This window comes from Variovorax sp. E3, assembly GCF_016082275.1.
In the GTDB taxonomy this organism is placed as follows: Bacteria; Pseudomonadota; Gammaproteobacteria; order Burkholderiales; family Burkholderiaceae_C; genus Variovorax.
On record NZ_MOWM01000044.1, the window covers coordinates 14011 to 33043 of the forward strand.

The following is a 19033-nucleotide window of genomic DNA, read 5'->3' on the forward strand; positions in this document are numbered from 1 at the left end:
TTTTCCAGCGCGCTGGAAGGCTCTCGCCTTCGGGTACAGCGCATGACCTGTTTCCTATCGGCAACAGCGGGCCCGCGGATTAGAGGATCTTTTGCATGGCTGACTTCCACAAAGACTGTGAATGTCCGGCGTTGCAGGGCGGGCGATCCGCCGAAGATCGAGGGCGGGTCGCCCGTGCTCCGCTGGACGCGCAAGCCGTTCTGTCGATGATGTCGGCCCTTTGTCGTTCTTTCCGGAAATTCGAAATTGAGCTTGCTGAGTTTTGGCAGACGGTCGTTCGTGGACCTCAACGAGTTGGCTCTTTTTCTGCAGGTGGCCCGCCTCGGGAGCTTTGCCCAGGCGGGCAAGGCGCTGGGCATGCCCGCCAGCACCGTGAGCCGCCAGGTCCAGAACATCGAGCACCAGCTCGGCGTGCGGCTCATGCAGCGCTCCACGCGGCGCCTCGTGCTGACGGAGGCCGGCAAGCTGCTGGTGCAGCGCTGCGAGGCGCACTTCAGCGCCATCGGCGACGTCACGCGCGAGGTGCTGGACGGCGTGGGCGTAGTGAGCGGCACCTTGCGCATCGCCACGCCCTCCGACTTCTTCGACTGGTTCCCGCTGAGCTGGATCCGGGAGTTCCGTGCCATGCACCCGAAGGTGCGGCTGGAAATCTTCGCGCAGGACACGCTGGTCGACGTGATCGGCGACGGCATCGACATCGCCTTTCGCGCCGGCAAGCTCGAGAACTCGCGCCTGATCGCGATCCTGCTGACGACGACCTCGGTGTTCCTGGTGGCGAGCGCGGCCTACCTGTCGCTGCGCGGCACGCCGCGCAGCCCGGAAGACCTGGCCCTGCACGACGGCCTCACGCTGCGCTGCTCGCCGGGCCAGAGCCATCGCGAATGGCGCGTCGAGGGCCCGGACGGCGAGGTCCGGCTGGAAGTGCAGAGCCGCTTCAGCGCGAGCGCCATGGGGCTGCTGCGCGACGCGGCGGTCGAAGGGCTGGGCATTGCGCTGCTGCCCGAGATGCTGATCCGCGACGAGCTGGACGCGGGGCTGCTGCAGCGCGTGCTGCCCGCGTACGGTCAGCCTTCGGTCAGCGTGTCGCTGCTGTATCCGAGCCGCCAGCAGGTGCAGAAGTCGGTCTCGGCGTTCGTCGAGTTCGCCGTTGCCAAGTTCGGCGGCAGGGCCACCCGGCGCTAGGGCGGCCCGCCGCTTGCGCGGTCAGGCGAACTGCCTGGCCAGCCAGTCGTTCAGCGTGGTGTTGACGAAGCCAGGCTTTTCCATCGTCAGCATGTGGCCGCATGCCGGCACCCACACCACCTCGGCCTGCGGCAGCAGCGCGGCCATCTCGCGCGTGTGCTCGGGCGGCGCGAGCTTGTCGTCGTCGCCGCACACCAGCAGCACCGGCGCGCGCACCGAGGCCAGGTGCAGCCGCGCATCGGGCCGGCGCATCACCGCGCGGTTCTGGCTGATGAGCTGCTGCGCGCCCGCGCCGAGCACGATGTCCAGGTAGCGCTGCACCAGCACCGAGTCGGCCGCCTGCGCGGGGTGGAAGGCGAAGTAGACGTTGGGCTCGATCACGTCGCGCAGCTCGCCGCGCTCGAAGTATTCGATGGCGCCCTCGCGCAGCGTGAACATCTCGGGCGTCTCGGGCCGCGCGCTGGTGCCCAGCAGGGCCAGGCCGGCGATGCGCTCGGGGGCCTGGCGGGCCGCTTCCATGGCGACCATGCCGCCCATCGAGGCGCCGCACAGCACCAGCGGCCCGTCGTTGTCGCGCAGCACGGCGGCGGCCATGCCTCGATGGTGGGGTTGTGGCGCTGGGCGTCGCTCACGCGGACGTGAAGGCGCGGGGGAGGGCGGGCAATTGGGCTTCCCAGATGCGCTCGTCGCAGGCGAGGCCGGGCAGCAGGACTAGATTGGGCATGAGCGGATTTTGCGCGATCGCGGCAACCTGCGTAATGTCATAGGCCTCCTGGCCAGCATCCATTGCGAGGCGCTGCCGACATACTTCGCGGACCATGTCTGGAACCCTCTCAATGAACCTGGTCGAACGCGTGCAGGCCATCCTGCTCAAGCCCAGGGCGACCTGGCCGGTGATCGATGCCGAGCCGGCCGACCCCGCATCGCTCTACAAGAATTACGTGATGATCCTCGCGCTGATTCCGGCGGTGGCGAGCTTCGTCGGCCTGTCGCTGATCGGCATCGGCGTCTTCGGCATGCGCTTTCGCGTGCCCATCGTCTCGGGCTTCGCGCACATGGTGGTGGGCTATGTGCTGTCGCTGGTGATGGTGTTCGTGCTCGCGCTCATCATCGACGCCATGGCGCCGACCTTCGAGGGCACGCGCAGCCAGATCGGCGCGCTCAAGCTGTCGGCCTATGCCAGCACGGCGGCCTTCGTCGGCGGCGTCTTCAGCCTGGTGCCTTCGCTGTCGGTGGTGGGCGCGCTGGCGGCGCTGTACGGCGTCTACCTGCTCTACACCGGGCTGCCGGTGCTCATGCGCTGTCCGCCCGACAAGGCCGTGCCGTACACGGCCGTGGTGGTGGTCTGCGCCATCGTGGGCGGCTTCATCATCGGGTGGGTGCTGGCGCTGCTCACGCCGTCGCCGGTGCGCCTGGGCATGGCCTTGCCGGCCGACGCGGTGGCGGTCTTGCAACAACTGGTTGCGGCAAAAACCTGAGCGTCATGCCCAGCGTGGAAAATGGGCGGCAATGCCAACGCCCAAACCCGACTCCACCACCGACCTGATCCTCATCCGCCACGGCGAAACCGCCTGGAACCGCGAGCTGCGCTTCCAGGGCCATGCCGACGTGCCGCTCAACGACATCGGGCACGAGCAGGCCCGCCGCCTCGGCCTGCGCCTGGCCAGCGAAACCGCGGTGCAGCACATCCTGAGCAGCGACCTCATGCGCGCGCAGCAGACCGCCGCGCCGGGCGCGCAGCAGCTGTCGCTGCCGGTGGTCACGTCGCGTCGTTGCGCGAGCAGTTCTTCGGTGTGGCCGAGGGCCTGCGTTCCGACGAAATCCAGAGCCAGCACCCGCGTGCGTGGGAAGAGTGGCTGGAGTTCCGCGAAGACCACGCCATGCCCGAAGGCGAAACGGCGCGCGAGTTCCACACCCGCATCATTGCTGCGCTGGGCGTCATCGCGGCCGCGCACCAGGGGCAGCACCTGATCGTGGTCACGCATGGCGGCGTGCTCGACATGGTGTGGCGCACCGCCAGGGGCCTGAGCCTGAGCGGCCCGCGCCGCAGCGACATTCCGAATGCGGGCTTCAACCGCATCCGCATCGCCGATCCGGCCAAGCCCGAAGACATCGAGATCGTCGACTGGGCCGACACGCGGCACCTGGCCGACCTGCCGCCGCAGCCGACCTACGACCAGACGCGGCACCTGAAGAACAAGGACTGAGCTCGCTACGGGTTCAGCCGCGCGGCAGCGCGCCCAGCCCCAGCCGCTCGTAGACCGCGGCCGCCTGCCGGCGCAGCCGCAGCGACTCGGGCTGAGCGTTGAGCTGCTGCTGCAGGATGCCCTGCGCGCCCGTCAGCGAAGCCTCGGTGCCGGTGCGCACCAGCGCGGCCAGGTACAGCTGCTCGAACAGGTCGCGTTGCGCGTGGCTGCCGCCGATTTCGATCATGCGCGGCAGGGCCGTGCCCAGTCCCTCGATGGCCGCCGCGAGCTCGCCGCGCGCATGCGCCACCAGCCCGTGCGCGGCCGGCACGCACACACGCTGCCAGGCGGCGCGCGTCGACGGCGGCGCGTTCGGCGCAAAGGCCTCGATGTTGCGCAGCAGCGCGTCGGCCTCGGGCCGGCCGCGCGCGCCAGGCCGTAGAGGTACTGCAGGTCGAGAAAGGGCAGCACGTGGTCGGCCTGCCGCTGCAGCAGGTAGCCCGCCACGTCGTTCCAGCGCGCGCCGACGTCGATGCCCGCCAGCTCCAGCCGCGCCAGCAACGAGACGGCGCCGATCTGGTCCTGCGAATAGTCCTTCACCACGCCCCAGGCGTGTTCGTCGTACACCGCGAGCGCCTCGGCGTCATGGCCCAGGTCGATCAGGAACAGCGCCACGTGCCACCAGTTGTGCGTGACCATGAACGAGTTGAGTCCGGTCCAGGTGTCGCTCACGCCCCGCATGAAATCCAGCCCTTCGGCGAGCCGGCCTTCGGTGAGCATCACGTGCGCCAGCGCGTGGTGCGCCCACGGCTCCTTGCGGCACATGCCGATGGCGCGGCGCGCGCTGGCCTCGGCCTCGCGCATCAGGTGGCACTGCTCGTAGCCGAAGGCGGCCATGCCGTGCACATAGGGCACGTCGGCCGCGTGCGGCAGCACGGCCAGCGCCAGCCGCAGCATGCCCGGGCAGTCGCCGGTGTTGAAACAGTGGTACTGGCCCAGCTTGACCGACACCAGGTCGCGCGGATGCTCGTGCGCCTGCTCGGCGTGCAGCGCGATGGCGCGGGCGATGTCGCCCTGCGCCCAGGCCTCGATGGCCGCGATGTAGCGCTGCTCGCGCGGCGTGGCGCGCGCGGCGCCGGCCAGCGCCTTGTCGAGGAAGGGCCGCGCATTGGCCACGGCCTCGCGCGACTCGGCGAACAGGTGCAGCGTGGCGCAATACGCTTGCACGATGGGGCTCGCATCGGTCCCGGCCAGCGCAATGAGGTTGACCGCGCGCGCCTCGGTCGAGATGAAGCCCATCACGAAGTCGTCGACCAGCGGCAGGCTGGCGGCGTCGTCCAGGGTGAGCGGGTTGCCGAGGCTGTCGGCCGGGCGTGGGGTGTTGTTCGGGGAAGCGGTTCCGGAAGGCATGGCACATGGTGCCACGCCCCCGGCGTCGCTTCAACGACCCGGCACCTTGCCCCGGCTCAGACGCCGGCCTGCTGGTGGCGGTACTCCTGCGTCTTGCCGCCGTAGCCGTAGGCCGCGCCGCGCGCGTCGATCACGTGGATGTAGGACACCTCGTGCAGGTCGGGCCGGATCTTCGCCATGGCCGCATGCACCTCGCGCAGGTAGCGTGCCTTCTCGGCCTTGGTGTTGGTCTCGTCGGTGACGCTGATGTCCAGGTGGAACGCCGACTTGCCGAGCGCCGCCAGCGACTGCCCGCCGATGAACCAGGCGTCGGCGGCGATGTACTGCACCGTGATGGCGATGACCGGCAATTGCTTGCCCAGCACGCTCTGCGTGAGCTCGGCGACCACGTCGACGGTCTTGCGGGTGAGGGCGGCGTCGGGTTCGCCGGAGAGGTGGACAACGATGTGGGGCATGGTGGACTCCTGTGTGGATGCGTGGTCGATGGGGTGATTGTGGGATCCGGCTAGCCATCGGAAAAGCGGGAAGATATGATGAAATCCATCGGATAAACGGATGGATTGACCATGCAAGGCTTCGACCTCGAACAGCTTCGCACCCTGGCCGCGGTGATCGACGCGGGCAGCCTCACCGCCGCGGCACCGCGCGTGTTTCTTTCGCAGTCGTCGGTCAGCGAGCAGATCCGCAAGCTGGAGGAGCGGGCGGGGCAGTCGCTGCTCATGCGCAGCAAGGCCGGCGTGGCGCCGACCGAGGCGGGCACGCGGCTGCTGGCCTATGCAAGGCGCATCCTGGCACTCAGTGACGAGGCCTTTCGCGACCTGCACGGCGAGACGCTGCAGGGGGAACTGCGCCTGGCTGTCACCGACTATTTCCGGCCCGCCGACCTGACGCGGCTGCTGGGGCGCCTCGGCGAGAGCTACCCGCGGGTGCGCCTGCACGTCAGCATCCTGAAGAGCGACGATCTGCGTGCCGCCTATGCGCGCGGAGATTTCGACGTGGCGCTGGGGATGAACATCACCGGCGTTTCGGCCGCGCAGCCGCGCGCATCGGTGCTGCGGCGCGAGTCGCTGGTGTGGCTGGGCGCCACAGGCATGCGGCTTGCGCGCGGCGAGCCGGTGCGGCTGCTGGTGCTGCCGGACACCTGCTCGCTGCACCAGTTCACCGTCGCGCTGCTCCGCCGTCGCCGCGTGGCCTACACGCTCGCGCATGTGGCGTCGGGCGTGGCGGGGCTGCAGTCGGCGCTGGCGGCGGGGCTGGGGGTGGCCTGCCTCAACGAGTCCGCGATCAGCGAGGGCGTGTCGCGGCTTGCGACGCCGCACGGGCTGCCGGCGCTGCCACGGGTCGTGTTCCAGTTCCTGCCGGCGCGACGGGGAGAAACCGCGTTCGTGACCCGGGCCCGCGAGCTGCTGGCTTCCCACCTCGTGTGAGGCGCTATCGTTCACGCGAAGGAGCAGCCGCAGCCATGACCACGACCGACCTCGCCAGCGTCTACCGGAACTACATCGCCTGTCTCAATGCGCAGGACTGGTCGAGCCTGGGCAGGTTCGTGCATGACGAGGTGAAGCACAACGGCCGGCCGCTCGGCTTGTCGGGCTACCGAGAAATGCTGGTGCAGGACTTCGAGGCGATTCCGGACCTCTTCTTCCGTATCGAGCTGCTCGTCGCCGAGCCGCCCCGCGTGGCCAGCCGGCTGCAGTTCGACTGCACGCCCAAAGACAGCTTTCTCGGACTGCAGGTGAACGGACAAAGGGTCTCGTTCGCCGAGAACGTGTTCTACGAATTCAAGGGCGGAAAGATCGTGGCGGTGTGGTCCGTCATCGACAAGGCTGCCATCGAGCAACAGCTTCAGAAAAACGACGACGCGGCGGCAGGCTGAAAGCCGGGCTCACGCCAAGCTCATTGGCACCCTTCGGCCACCACACGAAACACATCGATCGTTTCCGCCTCGTCCTGCTGCGAGCCGTAGTCGCTGAGCTTCACCACGACGGTGTGGTGCCGGGGGTTGACGTAGACGTACTGGCCGTACACCCCGATCGCGCTGTAGTCGCCATGCCTTTCGTGGCCGGGCGGGTGCCACCACAGCGCGGCATACATCCAGCCCGGTTCCGCCTCGGCCACCGGCGTGGTGATGCGGGCCATCCACGCGGGCGAGATCAGTGTGCGCTCGCCCACCTTGCCGCCGGCCAGCGCCAGCAGGCCGAGCTTGGCGAAGTCGCGCGGCGTGGCGTTCAGGTTGCCGAAGCCGCGCTCCAGGCCGTCCGCGTGGTCGAGGTTCCAGGTCGCGATGTCCTCGGCGCCGAGCGGGCCCCACAGCCGGCGTTGCAATACCTTCGCCAGCGGCTCGCCTTCCACGCGCGCCACGATCATCGACAGGTACTGCGCGTCGATGCTCCGGTAGTCCGAGCGCGTGCCCGGTGCGAAGGCGAGCGCGCGGTTCTTCATCATGTAGCCGGGCAGGTCGGTCGTCACCTGCATGCCGGCGACGCCGGTGAAGGGCTTGTATTCCGAGTAGTCCTCGGTCACGTCGATGCCGCTCTTCATGTCGAGCAGGTCGCGCACGGTGATGTCGTCGAACTTGCCGCCCGCGGAAAACTCGGGCAGCACCGCGACGAGCTTCGTGTCCTCGGACAGCTTGCCCTCGTCGATCAGTTGCCCGACGAGCACGCCCACGACGGACTTGGCAATGGACCACGAGGACTCGCGCGCCGTCTTCTTGCCGGCGTCGCGGTACCACGCGTTCACCAGGGTTCCGCGGCACATGACCAGGAGCACGTGGGTCTCGGTCTGCTGCAGCACGCGCACGATGTCTTCGCTCCTGCCCTTCCAGGGGACGGTCCTCGAAAGGGGCCGCAGCTGTTCGGGAATGGGCCGGGGCAGGGACGAGGCCGCGACCATGCGGGTGTCGTAGAGCGTCTCTACTTCGGACCTGGGCGTGAACAGAAAGCGCAGCAGGAACAGCGGATTCTTCATGCGGATCGCCGCGGTGAACGCGAAGCTGCCGGCGATCAGGAGCAGGAGGGCGGCCGCGACGATGAGCCCGGCCTTCCGGCGCCGGGAGCGGCGGCCCCGAAGCGCGGGCGCCTGCATCGGCATGCTCATGCCCGGCGCCGTGCCCGTGCGATGTCGACCGCCAGTTCCGGCGCCTGGGCCCGGATCGCCGCGACCGGGGCGGCGTTCCAGCTTTTCGCCGCGGCAGGACGGGGTGTGCTTAACGGCTGGCGCATGCATGTCTCCCTGGCCTGGTTGCTATCGACGGACATCGCCCCGACCCGAGTGGCCTCGCGTCCGGGTGGATGTCCGAACTGGCCGGATGCTGCCACAGAAGCGGCAGTTGCTGCTGTGAAGGCGATCAGCGCGCCGCCAGGCGATGGTCCTGCGGCAGCGCCGTCGGCCCGTCCGGCAGCACGGCCAGCGACGCGGCCACGGCCAGCGCCTGGTCGCGGCGCAGCGCGTCCTCGGGGTCGTGCGACCTTTCCGCCTTCTCGACGGTGGCCAGCAACTGGCGCACGTCCGACACACGCTTGCGCTCCAGCGGCGTGGTGGTGTCGGACTCCAGCTTGCCCATGAGGTAGCGCTCCACGCGCGTCGACTGATGCGCGGACTGCTCGACCGATGCCTCGGTGCGCACGCCGTCCTTGTAGCTGATGTTCGCGGACGCCTTGGCCTCGTCGTCGACCCGCACGTATTCGTAGAACTGCGACTCCTTCGCCGCCGTGAGAAAGAGCGACACCCCCGGCGACAGCGCGCGGTGGAAGCTGGCGCTCAGTTGCGCCTGCTGGTCCTGGTGGATGTTGCGGTTCAGCGGGTCCTTGCCCGTCACGCTGGTGTCCTGCGAGAGCCTGTACGAGAAGCTGTCGACTTCCTCGGGCCGCATCGGGTTCGAGGAGCTTGGGGTCTGCACCATCGACGCCTTGAAGTCGGCCAGGCCGCTCAGCAGGCTGTGGTCCCCGGCGTTCAGCGCGATCACGCCCGGCGCCTCGCGGCCCGCGATGGGCGCGGTCACGCCGTAGTTGCTGTTCAACTGAGAGAAGGCGTCCTTGAACATCGACACCAGCGCGGCGTCGCCCTGGCCCTTGCTGCCCGCCGCATCGACCTGCCGCAGGTAGCGCGCCATGGCCTGCGCCTGCTGCGCGGAATTTCCGAGGATGGCTGGGTTCGACAGGTCGACGTCGACCTTCACCGCGCCGGACGGCCCGCTTGCGTTCACGGAGCGCGACTTGGCGTCGGCATGGAACTCGAGCGTGTTGATGGCGCCCTTGCCGTCGGACTTGATGGCGGCCTTGAGATCGACCGACGACAGCACCGACGAATCGAAGTTCGCGAGGCCGCCGAGCGCCAGGGTCGGCGGCACCGCGCTCAGGCCGTCGATGGCGTCCTGGAACGCGCCCGAAAGCTGCACCAGCGCCTTGCGCTCGGCGTCGTTGAGCTCGCCGCCCGACACCTTGACCTGCACCGCCAGTCCGTCGTTCTGGCTGCCCAGGCTCAGCGCGACGGTGGCGCCGCTGGCGGTGCGGACCGACAGCGTGATCTGGTTGTCGGCGCCGCCATGCAGGCCCGTTGCGCTCGCGCCCTGCACGCCGATCGCCACCGACTGCGAGAAGTCGCCGGCGTTCGTGGCGAACTGCTTGAGCATGGCCGCGCCCAGTCCGTTGAACCGCGTTGCCAGCGAGGTGTAGACGAGGTTGCCCGCCATGCGCGAGGAGACCGCGTCGTCGGGGCTCTGCTCCCACGTCGATGCCGCGACCGCGCGGCCGGGCATGGCGTAGGTCTGGGCGTTGGCCGATGGGGTGGCCTGCCCGAGGCTCACTGAAACGGCCGTCGTGGCCGTGGTGGCGGTGTCCGTGGAGGTGGCTGGGCTGTTCGTGCGCCAGGCGGTCGTGCCGCCGGACGTACGAGGGGGCTGGCAGTGGTCGGGTTGACGATCAATCCGGGCTCCTGTTGAGAAAGAAGACGCCCGATGTCCGGGCAATCTTCTTTATCGGCAGGTTCGCCCGTTCTTGAAGGCCCTGGCCGCTTACTTGCTGCTCGCGCGAGGCACGACGGGCCAGGGCCGCTGCACTTCGCGAATCTGCTCGAACGCGCGCGAGACGCGCAGCACGCCCAGATCGTCGAAGCGCTGCCCCGCGATCTGCAGCCCGATCGGCAGTCCGCCCGCCGAGTAGCCGCAGTTCACCGACGAAGCCGGCTGCTCCGACATGTTGAACGGCACGGTGAACCCGATGTGCTCCAGCGGGCGCAAGGGGTCGTTGGTCGGCGAAGGAAGTTCGGCCGCGGCCGGCATGTTCGGCGACACCGGCGAGATCACGTAGTCGAAGCGTGCGCACGCATTGACGGCCGCCACGCGCGTGGCGTGGAACTGGCTGAAGCTGCGGAACACATGCTCGCCGCTGAACTCGGCCGCGCTCTCGGCCCACTCGCGGATGTAGGGCAGCACCTTCGAGCGCTGGTCCGCGCGCAGCCCCTTCATGTCCACCAGCGAGCGCATGCGCCACAGGTGGTCCATGCCGTCGAGCATGGCCTGCGACATGAACGGCTGCATGACCTCGACGACCGCGCCGGCCTTCTCGAACAGGCGGGCCGCGTGCTCGACCGCCGTCTGGATCTCGGGCTCGACCGCCAGGCCGCAGCCCGCGTCGAGCAGCAGCCCGATGCGCAGGCCGCGCAAGTGGTCGGGCGACACGTCGAAGGCGGCCCAGTCGATGTCTTGCGCGGGCAGCGCCATGCTGTCGCGCGCATCGGGCTTGGCCAGCGCCTGCATCACCAGCGCGGCATCGCCGACGGTGCGCGTCATCGGGCCCGCGGCGCGGCCCATATAAGGCGGATCGATCGGAATGCGCCCCAGGCTCGGCTTGAGCGTGAAGACGCCGCACCAGCTCGCGGGCAGGCGCAGCGAGCCGCCGATGTCGGTGCCCAGATGCAGCGGGCCGTAGCCTGCCGCAGCGGCGGCGCCCGCACCCGCGCTGGAGCCGCCCGGCGTGAGCCGCAGGTCCCACGGGTTGCGCGCGAGCGTGTGAAAACTCGACAGGCCCGACGACAACATGCCGTAGTCGGGCATGGTGGTCTTGCTGACGATCACCGCGCCGGCTTCCTTCAGGCGCGCGGCCGGCGGTGCGTCGGCGGTGGCGGGCTTGAGGTCGACGGCGGCGGTGCCCGCGGGCAGCGGGTCGCCGCGCGTGGCGATGTTTTCCTTGATGGTCGCGGGCACGCCGTCGAGCGGGCCGCGTGCGTCGCCGCGCTGCCAGCGCGCCTCCGATGCACGCGCCTGCTCGAGCGCGGCCTCGGGCCTGAAGAGCCAGGTGGCCTGCAGGTGCGGCTCCCAGCTTTCGATCTGCGCGATGACCGCTTGCGTGACCTCCACCGGCGAGAGCTTGCGGTCGCGGTAGGCCGCGGCAAGCTCCTGCGCGCTCAGTTCGTTCAGCCCCACGAGAGCGCCGACAGGTCGTTCACGAAGATCGGGTTCTCTTTCCAGATGCCCTTGACGTTCTTCTTGGCCACGGTCGGGAACTGCGGCTGGTACAGGAAGCCGTTGGCCGCGTCGGTGGCCAGCATCTTCTGCGCGTCGCCGAGCAGCTTGTTGCGCTCGGCGGCGTTGGCGGTGCTCTTGATCTTGTCGAACAGCGTGTCGAAGGGCTTGGACTGGTAGCCCCAGTAGTAGTCCGACTTGGCGTAGTTGCCCAGGTCGAAGGGCTCGACGTGCGAGACGATCGACAGGTCGTAGTCCTTGTTGCCGTAGGTGCCGCTGAGCCACTGCGCCCACTCGACGTTCTGCACCTTCACCACGATGCCGATCTTGGCCAGCTCGGCCACGATCACCTCGCCGCCCTGGCGCGCGTACGGCGGCGGGGGCAAGGTCATCTTGAGCTCGAGCGGCGTCTTCACGCCGGCTTCGGCCAGCAGCTTCTTGGCCTTCTCGATGTCGAAGGGGTTGATGGCGGTGGTGTCGACATAGCCCGCCGCGCCCGGCACGTAGTGGCTGCCGATGGGCACGCCGAAGCCGTCGGCCGCGCCTTCGATCACGGCCTTGCGGTCGATGGCCGCGAGGATGGCGCGGCGCACGCGCACGTCGTCCAGCGGTTTCTTGCGGTTGTTGATCGCCAGGATGGTCTTGGCGCGCGAGCCGGCCAGGATCACCTGGAACTGCGGGTTCATCTTGAACTGCGGCACCACGCGCGTGCCGATGCGCGGGAACACGTCGATGTCGCCCGACAGCACGGCCGCGGCCTGCGCGGCGGTGTCGGAGATGAAGCGGAACGTGACCTTGTTGATCTTCGCGGTGGCGGGGCTGCGAAAGCCCTCCCACTTGCTCAGCGTGATCGACGAGCCCTTGGCCCAGTTGTCCAGCTTGTAGGGGCCGGTGCCCACCGGCTTGGTGGCGTTGCCCTCGGCGCTCTTGGGCTCGACGATCACGGCCGTGGCCTGGCCCAGCACGAAGGGCAGGTCGGGGTCGATCTCCTTGTTGATGACCACCACGGTGTAGTCGTCGACCACCTGCGTGCTGAGGGCGGAGAAGGTGCGCTTGTCCTTGTTGGTGCTCTTCTCGCCGCCGGCGCGGTCGAACGAGAACTTGACGGCGGCCGCGTTGAAGGGCTCGCCGTTCTGGTACTTCACGCCGCGCCGGAGCTTGAAGGTGTAGGTCTTCAGGTCGGGCGAGATTTCCCAGGACTCGGCCAGCAAGGGCGTGACGCTGCCGTCGGAATTGATCTTGGTGAGCGTCTCCAGGATGTTGTACTGCACCACTTCCGCGATGGCGGCGGCGGCGCCGCTGGTCGGGTCGAGCCCCGGCGGCTCCAGCGCCATGCCGATCACGATGGCGTCCTTCCTGCCCTGCGCCATGCCGGCGAGCGGGGTGGCCAGCGCGACAGTGGCGCCAGCGGTGGTAAGGAGGGTGCGGCGGTTCAACATACGTGTGATCTCCGGAAAAACAAGCCAGGTTCGAATGACTGCTTCGGCGTGCGCCATGCCCCGAAGGGAGGCGCGACGCCGCGAAAGACACGACACGCAGCACGAAAGATGCCACGTGCGCAGCCGGTCATTCTCTCGCAGCGGGAACGTCGGTGCGCGGCCCGCGGGGCGGTTTTTCCTCGGGACGTTCCCGTATGCCGGGGGCCTTGTCGCGCCTGCCGGCTCAGGCCCAGGACAGCGCCGCGATGTCGTTCACGAAGATCGGCGCGTCCTTCCACAGCCCACGCAGGTTGCGCGAGGCAACGGTGATGAACTGCGGCTGGAACAGGAACACGTTGGCCGCGTCTTCCGCCAGCAGCCGCTGCGCGTCGCCGAGGTAGCGCAGGCGGTCGGCGGGGCGCGCGGCGTTGCGCGCCTTGTCGAAGGTCTCGTTGAACCTGGCCGACTGGTAGCCCCAGTAGTACTCCGGCTTGGTGTAGTTCACCAGGTCGAAGGGCTCGACGTGCAGGATCAGCGAGAGGTCGTAGTTCTTGTTGCCGTAGGTGCCGCTGATCCACTGCGCCCACTCGACGTTCTGGATCTTCGCGACGATGCCGACCTTGGCCAGCTGCGCCGCGATCAGCTCGCCGCCTTGCCGCGCATAGGGCGGGGGCGGCAGCACCAGCTCGAGTTCGAGCGGCGTCTTCACGCCGGCCTCGGCCAGCAGCTTCTTCGCCTTCTCGATGTTGTACGGGTTGACGCCGGTGGTGTCGACATAGCCCGGCAAGCCCGGCACGTAGTGGCTGCCGATGGGCACGCCGCGCCCGTCCACCGCGGCCTCGATCACGGCCTTGCGGTCGATGGCCGCCGAGATGGCGCGGCGCACGCGCACGTCGTCCAGCGGCTTGCGCTTGTTGTTGATGGCCAGGATGGTCTTGCCGAGCGAGGCGTTGAACACGATCTGGAAGCGCTTGTCGTTCTGGAACTGCGACAGGCTGCGCGACACCGAGGCGTGCGGGAACAGGTCGATGTCGTTCGACAGCAGCGCGGCGGTCTGCGCGGCCGGCTCCGAGATGAAGCGGAAGCTGGCCTTGCGGATCTGCACCGCGTCGGCATTGCGAAAGCCGTCCCACTTGGCCAGAACGATGCTCGAGCCTTGGCCCAGTTGTCGAGCCTGTAGGGGCCGGTGCCCACGGGTTTGGTGGCATTGGTCTCGACGGTCTTCGGCTCGACCAGGATCGCGGAGGCCTGGCCCAGCAGGAACAGCAGGTCGGGCTCGACCTCCTTGTTGATGAGCACCACGGTGTGATCGTCGAGCACCTGCACCGCGATGTTGGTGAAGGTGCGCTTGTCCTTGTTGGTGCTGTTGGCCGCGGCCGCGCGCTCGAACGAGAACTTCACGCTCTGCGCGTTGAAGGGCTCGCCGTTCTGGAACTTGACGCCGCGCTTGAGCCTGAAGGTGTAGGTCTTCAGGTCGGGAGAGATCTCCCAGCTCTCGGCCAGCAAGGGCGTGACGCTGCTGTCGGCGTTGATCTTGGTGAGCGTTTCGAACACCGTGTAGAGCACCACCTCGGCAATCTCGGCGCCGGCCTTGGCCGTGGGGTCCAGGCCCGTGGGCTCGAGGGTGAGGCCGATCACCAGTGCGTCTTTTTTTCTTTGCGCAAGCGCATGGGTCGGCAGCACCAGCGGTGCGAGGGCGGCGGCGCCGGTGGCGAGCAGGGTGCGTCGTTTGAGCATGAAGCAAAGTCCACGGAACAAGGGGCAAGCATCATCCGCGAGGTGATGGCCTTGGCGCAACCAGATGCTTATGACCTACTCATCCTAGGCGCGGCCCGCGCACGCCGATGTCAGGCCGGCAGCAGCGTGCCGCCGGCGGGCGTGCGCGGCACGGCTTCGAGCAGCGTGCGCGTGTAGGGGTGCCGCGCGTGCTGGAAGAGTTCGGCCGGCGGGCCCTGCTCGACGATCTTGCCCTTCCACACCACGCACACGTCGTCGCACAGGTGGTTGACCACCGCGAGGTCGTGGCTGATGAGCAGGTAGCTGATGCCGAACTGCTGCTGCAGGTCTTGCATGAGGTTGAGCACCTGGGCCTGCACCGACACGTCGAGCGCGCTCACGGGCTCGTCGGCCACGATGAGCTTGGGGCGCGTGATGAGCGCGCGCGCAATGGCGATGCGCTGGCGCTGCCCGCCCGAGAACTCGTGCGGGTACTTGTCCATGTCGGTGGTGCGCAGGCCGACGGCGGCGAGCGCTTCGGATGCGCGCTCGCGCTGCTCGGCGCGGCTGGTTTCGGCCAGCGCTTCGAGCGGCTCGGCGACGATGCGCGCCACGGTCTGGCGCGGGTCGAGCGAACCGTAGGGGTCCTGGAACACCATCTGGAAGTCGCGCCGCGCATTGCGCAGTTCGGCCCTGGGCAGCGTGTGCAGGTCGCGGCCTTCGAGGCGCACGCTGCCCGAAGTCGGCACGTCGAGCGCCATCACCAGGCGCGCGATGGTCGACTTGCCCGAGCCCGATTCACCGACGATGCCCATGCTCTGGCCGGCCTGCACCTCGAAGCTCACGCCGTTGAGCGCCTTCACCGTCGGCGGAGGGCCGAAGAGTTTTTCGCGCGGCAACGCGTAGTGCCGCACGAGGTCGGTGACCTGCAGCAGCGGCGCGGCGGTGGTGTTCTCGCTCATGAGGCCGTAGCGACTTCGGTCGCGATGTCTTCGAGCCGGATGCAGCGCACCGCGTGGTCGTGCGGCAGCATCGTGGCCGGTGGCCGCGTGGTGTGGCAGGCGTCGACGGTGTAGCTGCAGCGGCCCGCGAACGGGCACCCCTTGGGCAGGTCGACCAGCTCGGGCACGCTGCCCTTGATCGTGGCCAGGCGCAGGCCGCGCGGCGCGCCGATGGCGGGGCGCGCGGCGAACAGGCCCTGCGTGTAGGGGTGGGCGCGGCGCGCGAACACGGCCTCGGTCGGCCCGCTCTCGACCACGCTGCCGCCGTACATCACGAGCATCTTCGAGACGGTCTGCGCAATCACGCCCAGGTCGTGCGAGATCAAGATCAGCGCCATGCCGCGCTCGGCCACGAGGCCCTGGATGAGTTCGAGGATCTGCTTCTGGATGGTGACATCGAGCGCGGTGGTGGGCTCGTCGGCAATCAGCAGGTCGGGGCCGCAAGCCAGCGCCATGGCGATGCCGATGCGCTGGCGCTGGCCGCCGGAGAACTGGTGCGGGTACGCGTCCAGGCGCGATGCGGCGTCGGGAATGCCCACGCGCTCCAGCAGCGCGAGCACTTCCTTGCGCGCTTCGGCCTTCGACAGGCCGCGATGCAGCCGCAGCGGTTCGCCGACCTGGCGCGCGATGGTATGCACCGGGTTCAGCGCCGTCATCGGCTCCTGGAAGATCATGCCGATGCGGTTGCCGCGGATCTGGCACATGGATTTTTCGTCGCGGCCGACCAGCTCGGTGCCATCGAACTTGATGCTGCCCGTGACGTCGGCGCTGGCGGGCAGCAGGCCCATCAGCGACATCACGGTGATCGATTTGCCGCAACCCGACTCGCCGACGATGCCCAGCGTTTCGCCGCGCTCCAGCGAGAACGACACGCCGCGCACGGCCTGCGCCGGCCCGCGCTGGGTCTGCAGGCCGATGTGGAGGTTGTTGACTTCGAGAAGGGGCATGGGCTTACCTTGCGCGCGCAAGGCGCGGGTCGAGCAAGTCGCGCAGGCCGTCGCCCAGCAGGTTCAGGCCGAGCACCGCGAACGCGATCGCCATGCCGGGGAACACCGCGAGCAGGGGCGACTGGAACATCATCGTCTGCGCTTCGCTGAGCATGCGGCCCCACGACGGCTGCGGCGGCTGCGTGCCCAGGCCGAGGTACGAGAGGGCGGCTTCCGCGAGGATGGCGATGGCGAAGCGGATGGTGATCTGCACGATCAGCACGGCCGAGATGTTCGGCAGCACGTGCTGCATGGTGATGGCGAACTGGCCCTTGCCGCAGCGCGCGCGGCGGCCACGTACTCGCGCGACCAGATGGCATTGGCCGATGCGCGCGTGATGCGCGCGAACGTGGGAATGTTGTAGATGCCGATCGCGATGATCGCGTTGACGATGCCCGCGCCGAACACGGCCGTCATCATGATGGCCGACAGGATGGCAGGGAACGCGAGCGAGAAGTCGGTGAGCCGCATGATGGCTTCCTCGACCCAGCCGCGCCTGGCGGCCGCGAGCAGGCCCAGCGCGGTGCCGACCACGAGGCCGATGCCCACGGCAATGACGCCCACGAGGATCGACGCGCGCGCGCCCACCAGCAGCAGCGAGGCCACGTCACGCCCGTAGGTGTCGGTGCCCAGCCAATGCGCGCCCGACGGCGGCTTGAGCTTGTTGGCCATGTCCATGTCGTAGGGCGACCAGGGCGTCCACACGAGCGAGACGGCAGCGGCCAGCAACAGCAGCAGCGTCAGCACGCCGCCCAGCACGAAGCTGCGGTGGTGCAGCGCGCGGCGCCAGAAGCCCGGCACCGTGAGCGCGGCGGCGCTGGGGGCGGTGACGGTGCTCATATGTCGCTCGCCTTGATGCGCGGGTCGATCACGGCATAGAGCACATCGACCACGAAGTTCACGATGACCACGAGCGCGGCGAGCAGCATCACGCAGTTGCGCACCACGATCAGGTCGCGGTTGCTGATGGCCTGGAAGATGAGGCGGCCGAGGCCGGGAAGATAGAACACGTTCTCGACCACGATGGTGCCGGCCAGCAGTTCGGAGAACTGCATGCCCATCACGGTGATGACGGGGATCATGGCGTTGCGCAGCACGTGGGTCCACAGCACCATGCGCTGCGACACGCCCTTGGCGCGCGCGGTGCGCACGAAGTCTTCGCGCATCACCTCGAGCACGGCCGAGCGCGTGATGCGCGCCAGGATCGCGGCCTGCACCACGGCCAGCGAAAGGGCGGGCAGCAGCAGCGACTTGATGCCCGCGAAGAAGCCGTCGCCCCAGCCCTCGAAGCCGCCGGCCGAGAACCACTGCAGCTGCACCGAGAACACCAGGATCAGCAGAATCGCGAACCAGAAATTCGGAATGGCGATACCGACCTGGGCCATGCCCATGAGGCCCACGTCGCCGAGCTTGTTGTGGCGCGCGGCCGCCGTCACGCCCACCAGCAGCGCGAGCACGGTCGTGATGGCCATGGCGAGCAGGGCCAGCGGTACGGTCAGCGCGAGGCGTTCGAGGATCAGGTCGAGCACGGGCGAGCTATAGGCGTAGCTGTCGCCGAGGTTGCCGGTGAGCAGGCCGCCGATCCAGTGCCAGTAGCGGGTCCACGCGGGCTGGTCGAGGCCCAGCTTGGTGGCAAGGGCGGCCACCGCGTCGGGCGAGGCATCGGGGCCCATGAGCATCTGCGCGGCGTTGCCGGGCAGGATCTCCAGGACGAGGAAGACGATGACCGAGGCGCCGATCAAGGTGCCGATCAGCGTGGCAAGGCGCTTTAGTAGAAACAGGCTCATGGGGCGGGGCGCAGCATAACTGACTCCTGCAACAAGTGTGCCCTGAATGTGGCCTTTGTCATTCACCGGCGGCTTGCCCGCGCGGTCCCGCGATAATCGGGGGATGGCCCTCATGATCACCGACGAATGCATCAACTGCGATGTCTGCGAGCCCGAGTGCCCGAACGATGCGATCTACATGGGCGAGGCGTTCTACGAGATCGACCCGCACAAGTGCACCGAATGCGTCGGCCACTTCGACGAGCCGCAGTGCGTGCAGATCTGCCCGGTGGCCTGCATTCCGCTGAACCCCGAGCATGTGGAAAGCCGCGAGACGCTGATGCAGAAGTACCAGCGTCTCACGGCCATCAAGGTGACGACGGCCGCTGCTGCATCAAGCGGCGTCTGAGCCGGCGGACTTTCGCTTCTTTCTCTTCTTGGGCGCGTCGCTGGCCAGCTTGTCGGCCGGGGCGCCCTTGAAACTCGCGCTGGGCTTGCGCGGCTCGGCGGCCGACTTGCGGGCGTGCTCCCGTTCTCTTTGCTCGGCCAACGCGAGCCGCCGTTCGGCAAGGGCGGCGCTTCGGCCTTCGCGCGCCGCCCGCTGGTCGCGGTCGTAGGCGGCTTTTTCCTGCGCCAGGCGGCTGCGCTCCATCTGGTCGGCCTGGGTTCTGACGCTGCGCGTGGCGGCGTCGGCGGCCTGCCGGTCCTGCGTGCTGCGGTTGTCGTCCACCCGCACCGTCTTGCCGCCTTCGCAGGGGCGGTCGGCGTAGCTGTTGCCGCAACGCCAGGTCTTGCCTGAGCCTTCCTGCGCGAGAACGCCTGTGGAATGGATGCAGGTTGCTATTGAAAATATAGCAATCCCGATCTTCCAGGCGCCTGTTCTTGTTCTCGTCTTTCTCATTTTT

General features: G+C 68.5%; 16 protein-coding genes and 4 pseudogenes. 6 read left to right on the forward strand and 14 right to left on the reverse strand.

Going from position 1 to position 19033, the window contains the following annotated elements; translation table 11 throughout:
• Positions 1-279: 279 nt before the first annotated feature.
• Complete coding sequence (locus BMG07_RS17130) at positions 280-1182, forward strand: LysR family transcriptional regulator (protein ID WP_198085586.1); 903 nt, start codon at positions 280-282, stop codon at positions 1180-1182.
• A 21-nt stretch (positions 1183-1203) separates the two neighbouring features.
• Here BMG07_RS17130 and BMG07_RS17135 read toward each other — a convergent pair whose 3' ends face one another.
• Both BMG07_RS17135 and BMG07_RS42295 read right to left on the reverse strand, forming a co-directional pair.
• Complete coding sequence (locus BMG07_RS17135) at positions 1204-1776, reverse strand: alpha/beta fold hydrolase (RefSeq protein WP_269759091.1); 573 nt, start codon at positions 1774-1776, stop codon at positions 1204-1206.
• 34 nt (positions 1777-1810) lie between these two features.
• On the reverse strand, positions 1811-2002 hold the full coding sequence (locus BMG07_RS42295) for a hypothetical protein (protein ID WP_269759092.1): 192 nt from the start codon (positions 2000-2002) through the stop codon (positions 1811-1813).
• Positions 2003-2018: 16 nt separating this feature from the next.
• On the opposite strand from BMG07_RS42295, the gene BMG07_RS17140 reads away from it, so the two are divergent.
• Both BMG07_RS17140 and BMG07_RS17145 read left to right on the forward strand, forming a co-directional pair.
• On the forward strand, positions 2019-2660 hold the full coding sequence (locus tag BMG07_RS17140; RefSeq protein ID WP_198085587.1) for a Yip1 family protein: 642 nt from the start codon (positions 2019-2021) through the stop codon (positions 2658-2660).
• A 31-nt stretch (positions 2661-2691) separates the two neighbouring features.
• Positions 2692-3389 (forward strand): annotated as a pseudogene (locus tag BMG07_RS17145) (histidine phosphatase family protein).
• 13 nt (positions 3390-3402) lie between these two features.
• Here BMG07_RS17145 and BMG07_RS17150 read toward each other — a convergent pair.
• Together BMG07_RS17150 and BMG07_RS17155 are read right to left on the reverse strand one after the other, a co-directional pair.
• A pseudogene (locus BMG07_RS17150) lies at positions 3403-4778 on the reverse strand (tetratricopeptide repeat protein).
• A 56-nt stretch (positions 4779-4834) separates the two neighbouring features.
• Positions 4835-5233: a tautomerase family protein gene (locus BMG07_RS17155; RefSeq protein WP_198085588.1), complete on the reverse strand. Its 399-nt coding sequence runs from the start codon at positions 5231-5233 to the stop codon at positions 4835-4837.
• 111 nt (positions 5234-5344) lie between these two features.
• On the opposite strand from BMG07_RS17155, the gene BMG07_RS17160 reads away from it, so the two are divergent.
• Positions 5345-6205, forward strand: a complete 861-nt coding sequence (locus BMG07_RS17160) for a LysR family transcriptional regulator (protein WP_198085589.1) — start codon at positions 5345-5347, stop codon at positions 6203-6205.
• 35 nt (positions 6206-6240) lie between these two features.
• The gene (locus BMG07_RS17165; RefSeq protein ID WP_198085590.1) at positions 6241-6654 is read left to right on the forward strand and encodes an ester cyclase; all 414 of its coding nucleotides are present in this window, start codon (positions 6241-6243) and stop codon (positions 6652-6654) included.
• A gap of 20 nt (positions 6655-6674) precedes the next feature.
• On the opposite strand, the gene BMG07_RS17170 is transcribed toward BMG07_RS17165, so the two are convergent.
• From BMG07_RS17170 to BMG07_RS17210, 9 genes and pseudogenes are all read right to left on the reverse strand, one after another.
• A complete protein-coding gene (locus BMG07_RS17170) occupies positions 6675-7877 on the reverse strand; it encodes a serine hydrolase (RefSeq protein WP_198085591.1) in 1203 nt (400 codons plus the stop codon).
• Between the two features lie 250 nt (positions 7878-8127).
• Complete coding sequence (locus tag BMG07_RS17175; RefSeq protein WP_198085592.1) at positions 8128-9585, reverse strand: hypothetical protein; 1458 nt, start codon at positions 9583-9585, stop codon at positions 8128-8130.
• A gap of 207 nt (positions 9586-9792) precedes the next feature.
• Positions 9793-11202, reverse strand: a complete 1410-nt coding sequence (locus tag BMG07_RS17180; RefSeq protein WP_198085593.1) for an amidase — start codon at positions 11200-11202, stop codon at positions 9793-9795.
• Positions 11193-12680 (reverse strand): ABC transporter substrate-binding protein, encoded by a 1488-nt coding sequence (locus BMG07_RS17185; RefSeq protein ID WP_198085594.1) that lies wholly within the window; start codon positions 12678-12680, stop codon positions 11193-11195. Before BMG07_RS17185 ends, BMG07_RS17180 begins: the two co-directional genes overlap by 10 nt.
• Positions 12681-12903: 223 nt before the next feature.
• Positions 12904-14396: pseudogene (locus tag BMG07_RS17190) on the reverse strand (ABC transporter substrate-binding protein).
• A 110-nt stretch (positions 14397-14506) separates the two neighbouring features.
• Entirely contained in the window at positions 14507-15337 is an 831-nt protein-coding gene (locus BMG07_RS17195; protein ID WP_198085595.1) for an ATP-binding cassette domain-containing protein, read from the reverse strand.
• Positions 15334-16323, reverse strand: a complete 990-nt coding sequence (locus BMG07_RS17200) for an ABC transporter ATP-binding protein (protein WP_198085596.1) — start codon at positions 16321-16323, stop codon at positions 15334-15336. The genes BMG07_RS17195 and BMG07_RS17200 overlap by 4 nt, the downstream gene beginning before the upstream one ends.
• Before the next feature lie 4 nt (positions 16324-16327).
• Positions 16328-17202, reverse strand: a pseudogene (locus BMG07_RS17205) (ABC transporter permease).
• Positions 17199-18149 carry an ABC transporter permease gene (locus tag BMG07_RS17210; RefSeq protein WP_198085597.1) on the reverse strand — a complete coding sequence of 317 codons (951 nt, stop codon included), beginning with the start codon at positions 18147-18149 and terminating at the stop codon, positions 17199-17201. The pseudogene BMG07_RS17205 and the gene BMG07_RS17210 overlap by 4 nt, the downstream one beginning before the upstream one ends.
• 103 nt (positions 18150-18252) lie before the next feature.
• Between BMG07_RS17210 and BMG07_RS17215 the strand changes: the two genes are divergently transcribed.
• A complete protein-coding gene (locus tag BMG07_RS17215; RefSeq protein WP_198085598.1) occupies positions 18253-18537 on the forward strand; it encodes a YfhL family 4Fe-4S dicluster ferredoxin in 285 nt (94 codons plus the stop codon).
• Here BMG07_RS17215 and BMG07_RS17220 read toward each other — a convergent pair.
• Positions 18523-19029, reverse strand: a complete 507-nt coding sequence (locus BMG07_RS17220; protein WP_198085599.1) for a hypothetical protein — start codon at positions 19027-19029, stop codon at positions 18523-18525. The two genes, BMG07_RS17215 and BMG07_RS17220, sit on opposite strands and share 15 nt — an antisense overlap.
• Positions 19030-19033 lie beyond the last annotated feature (4 nt).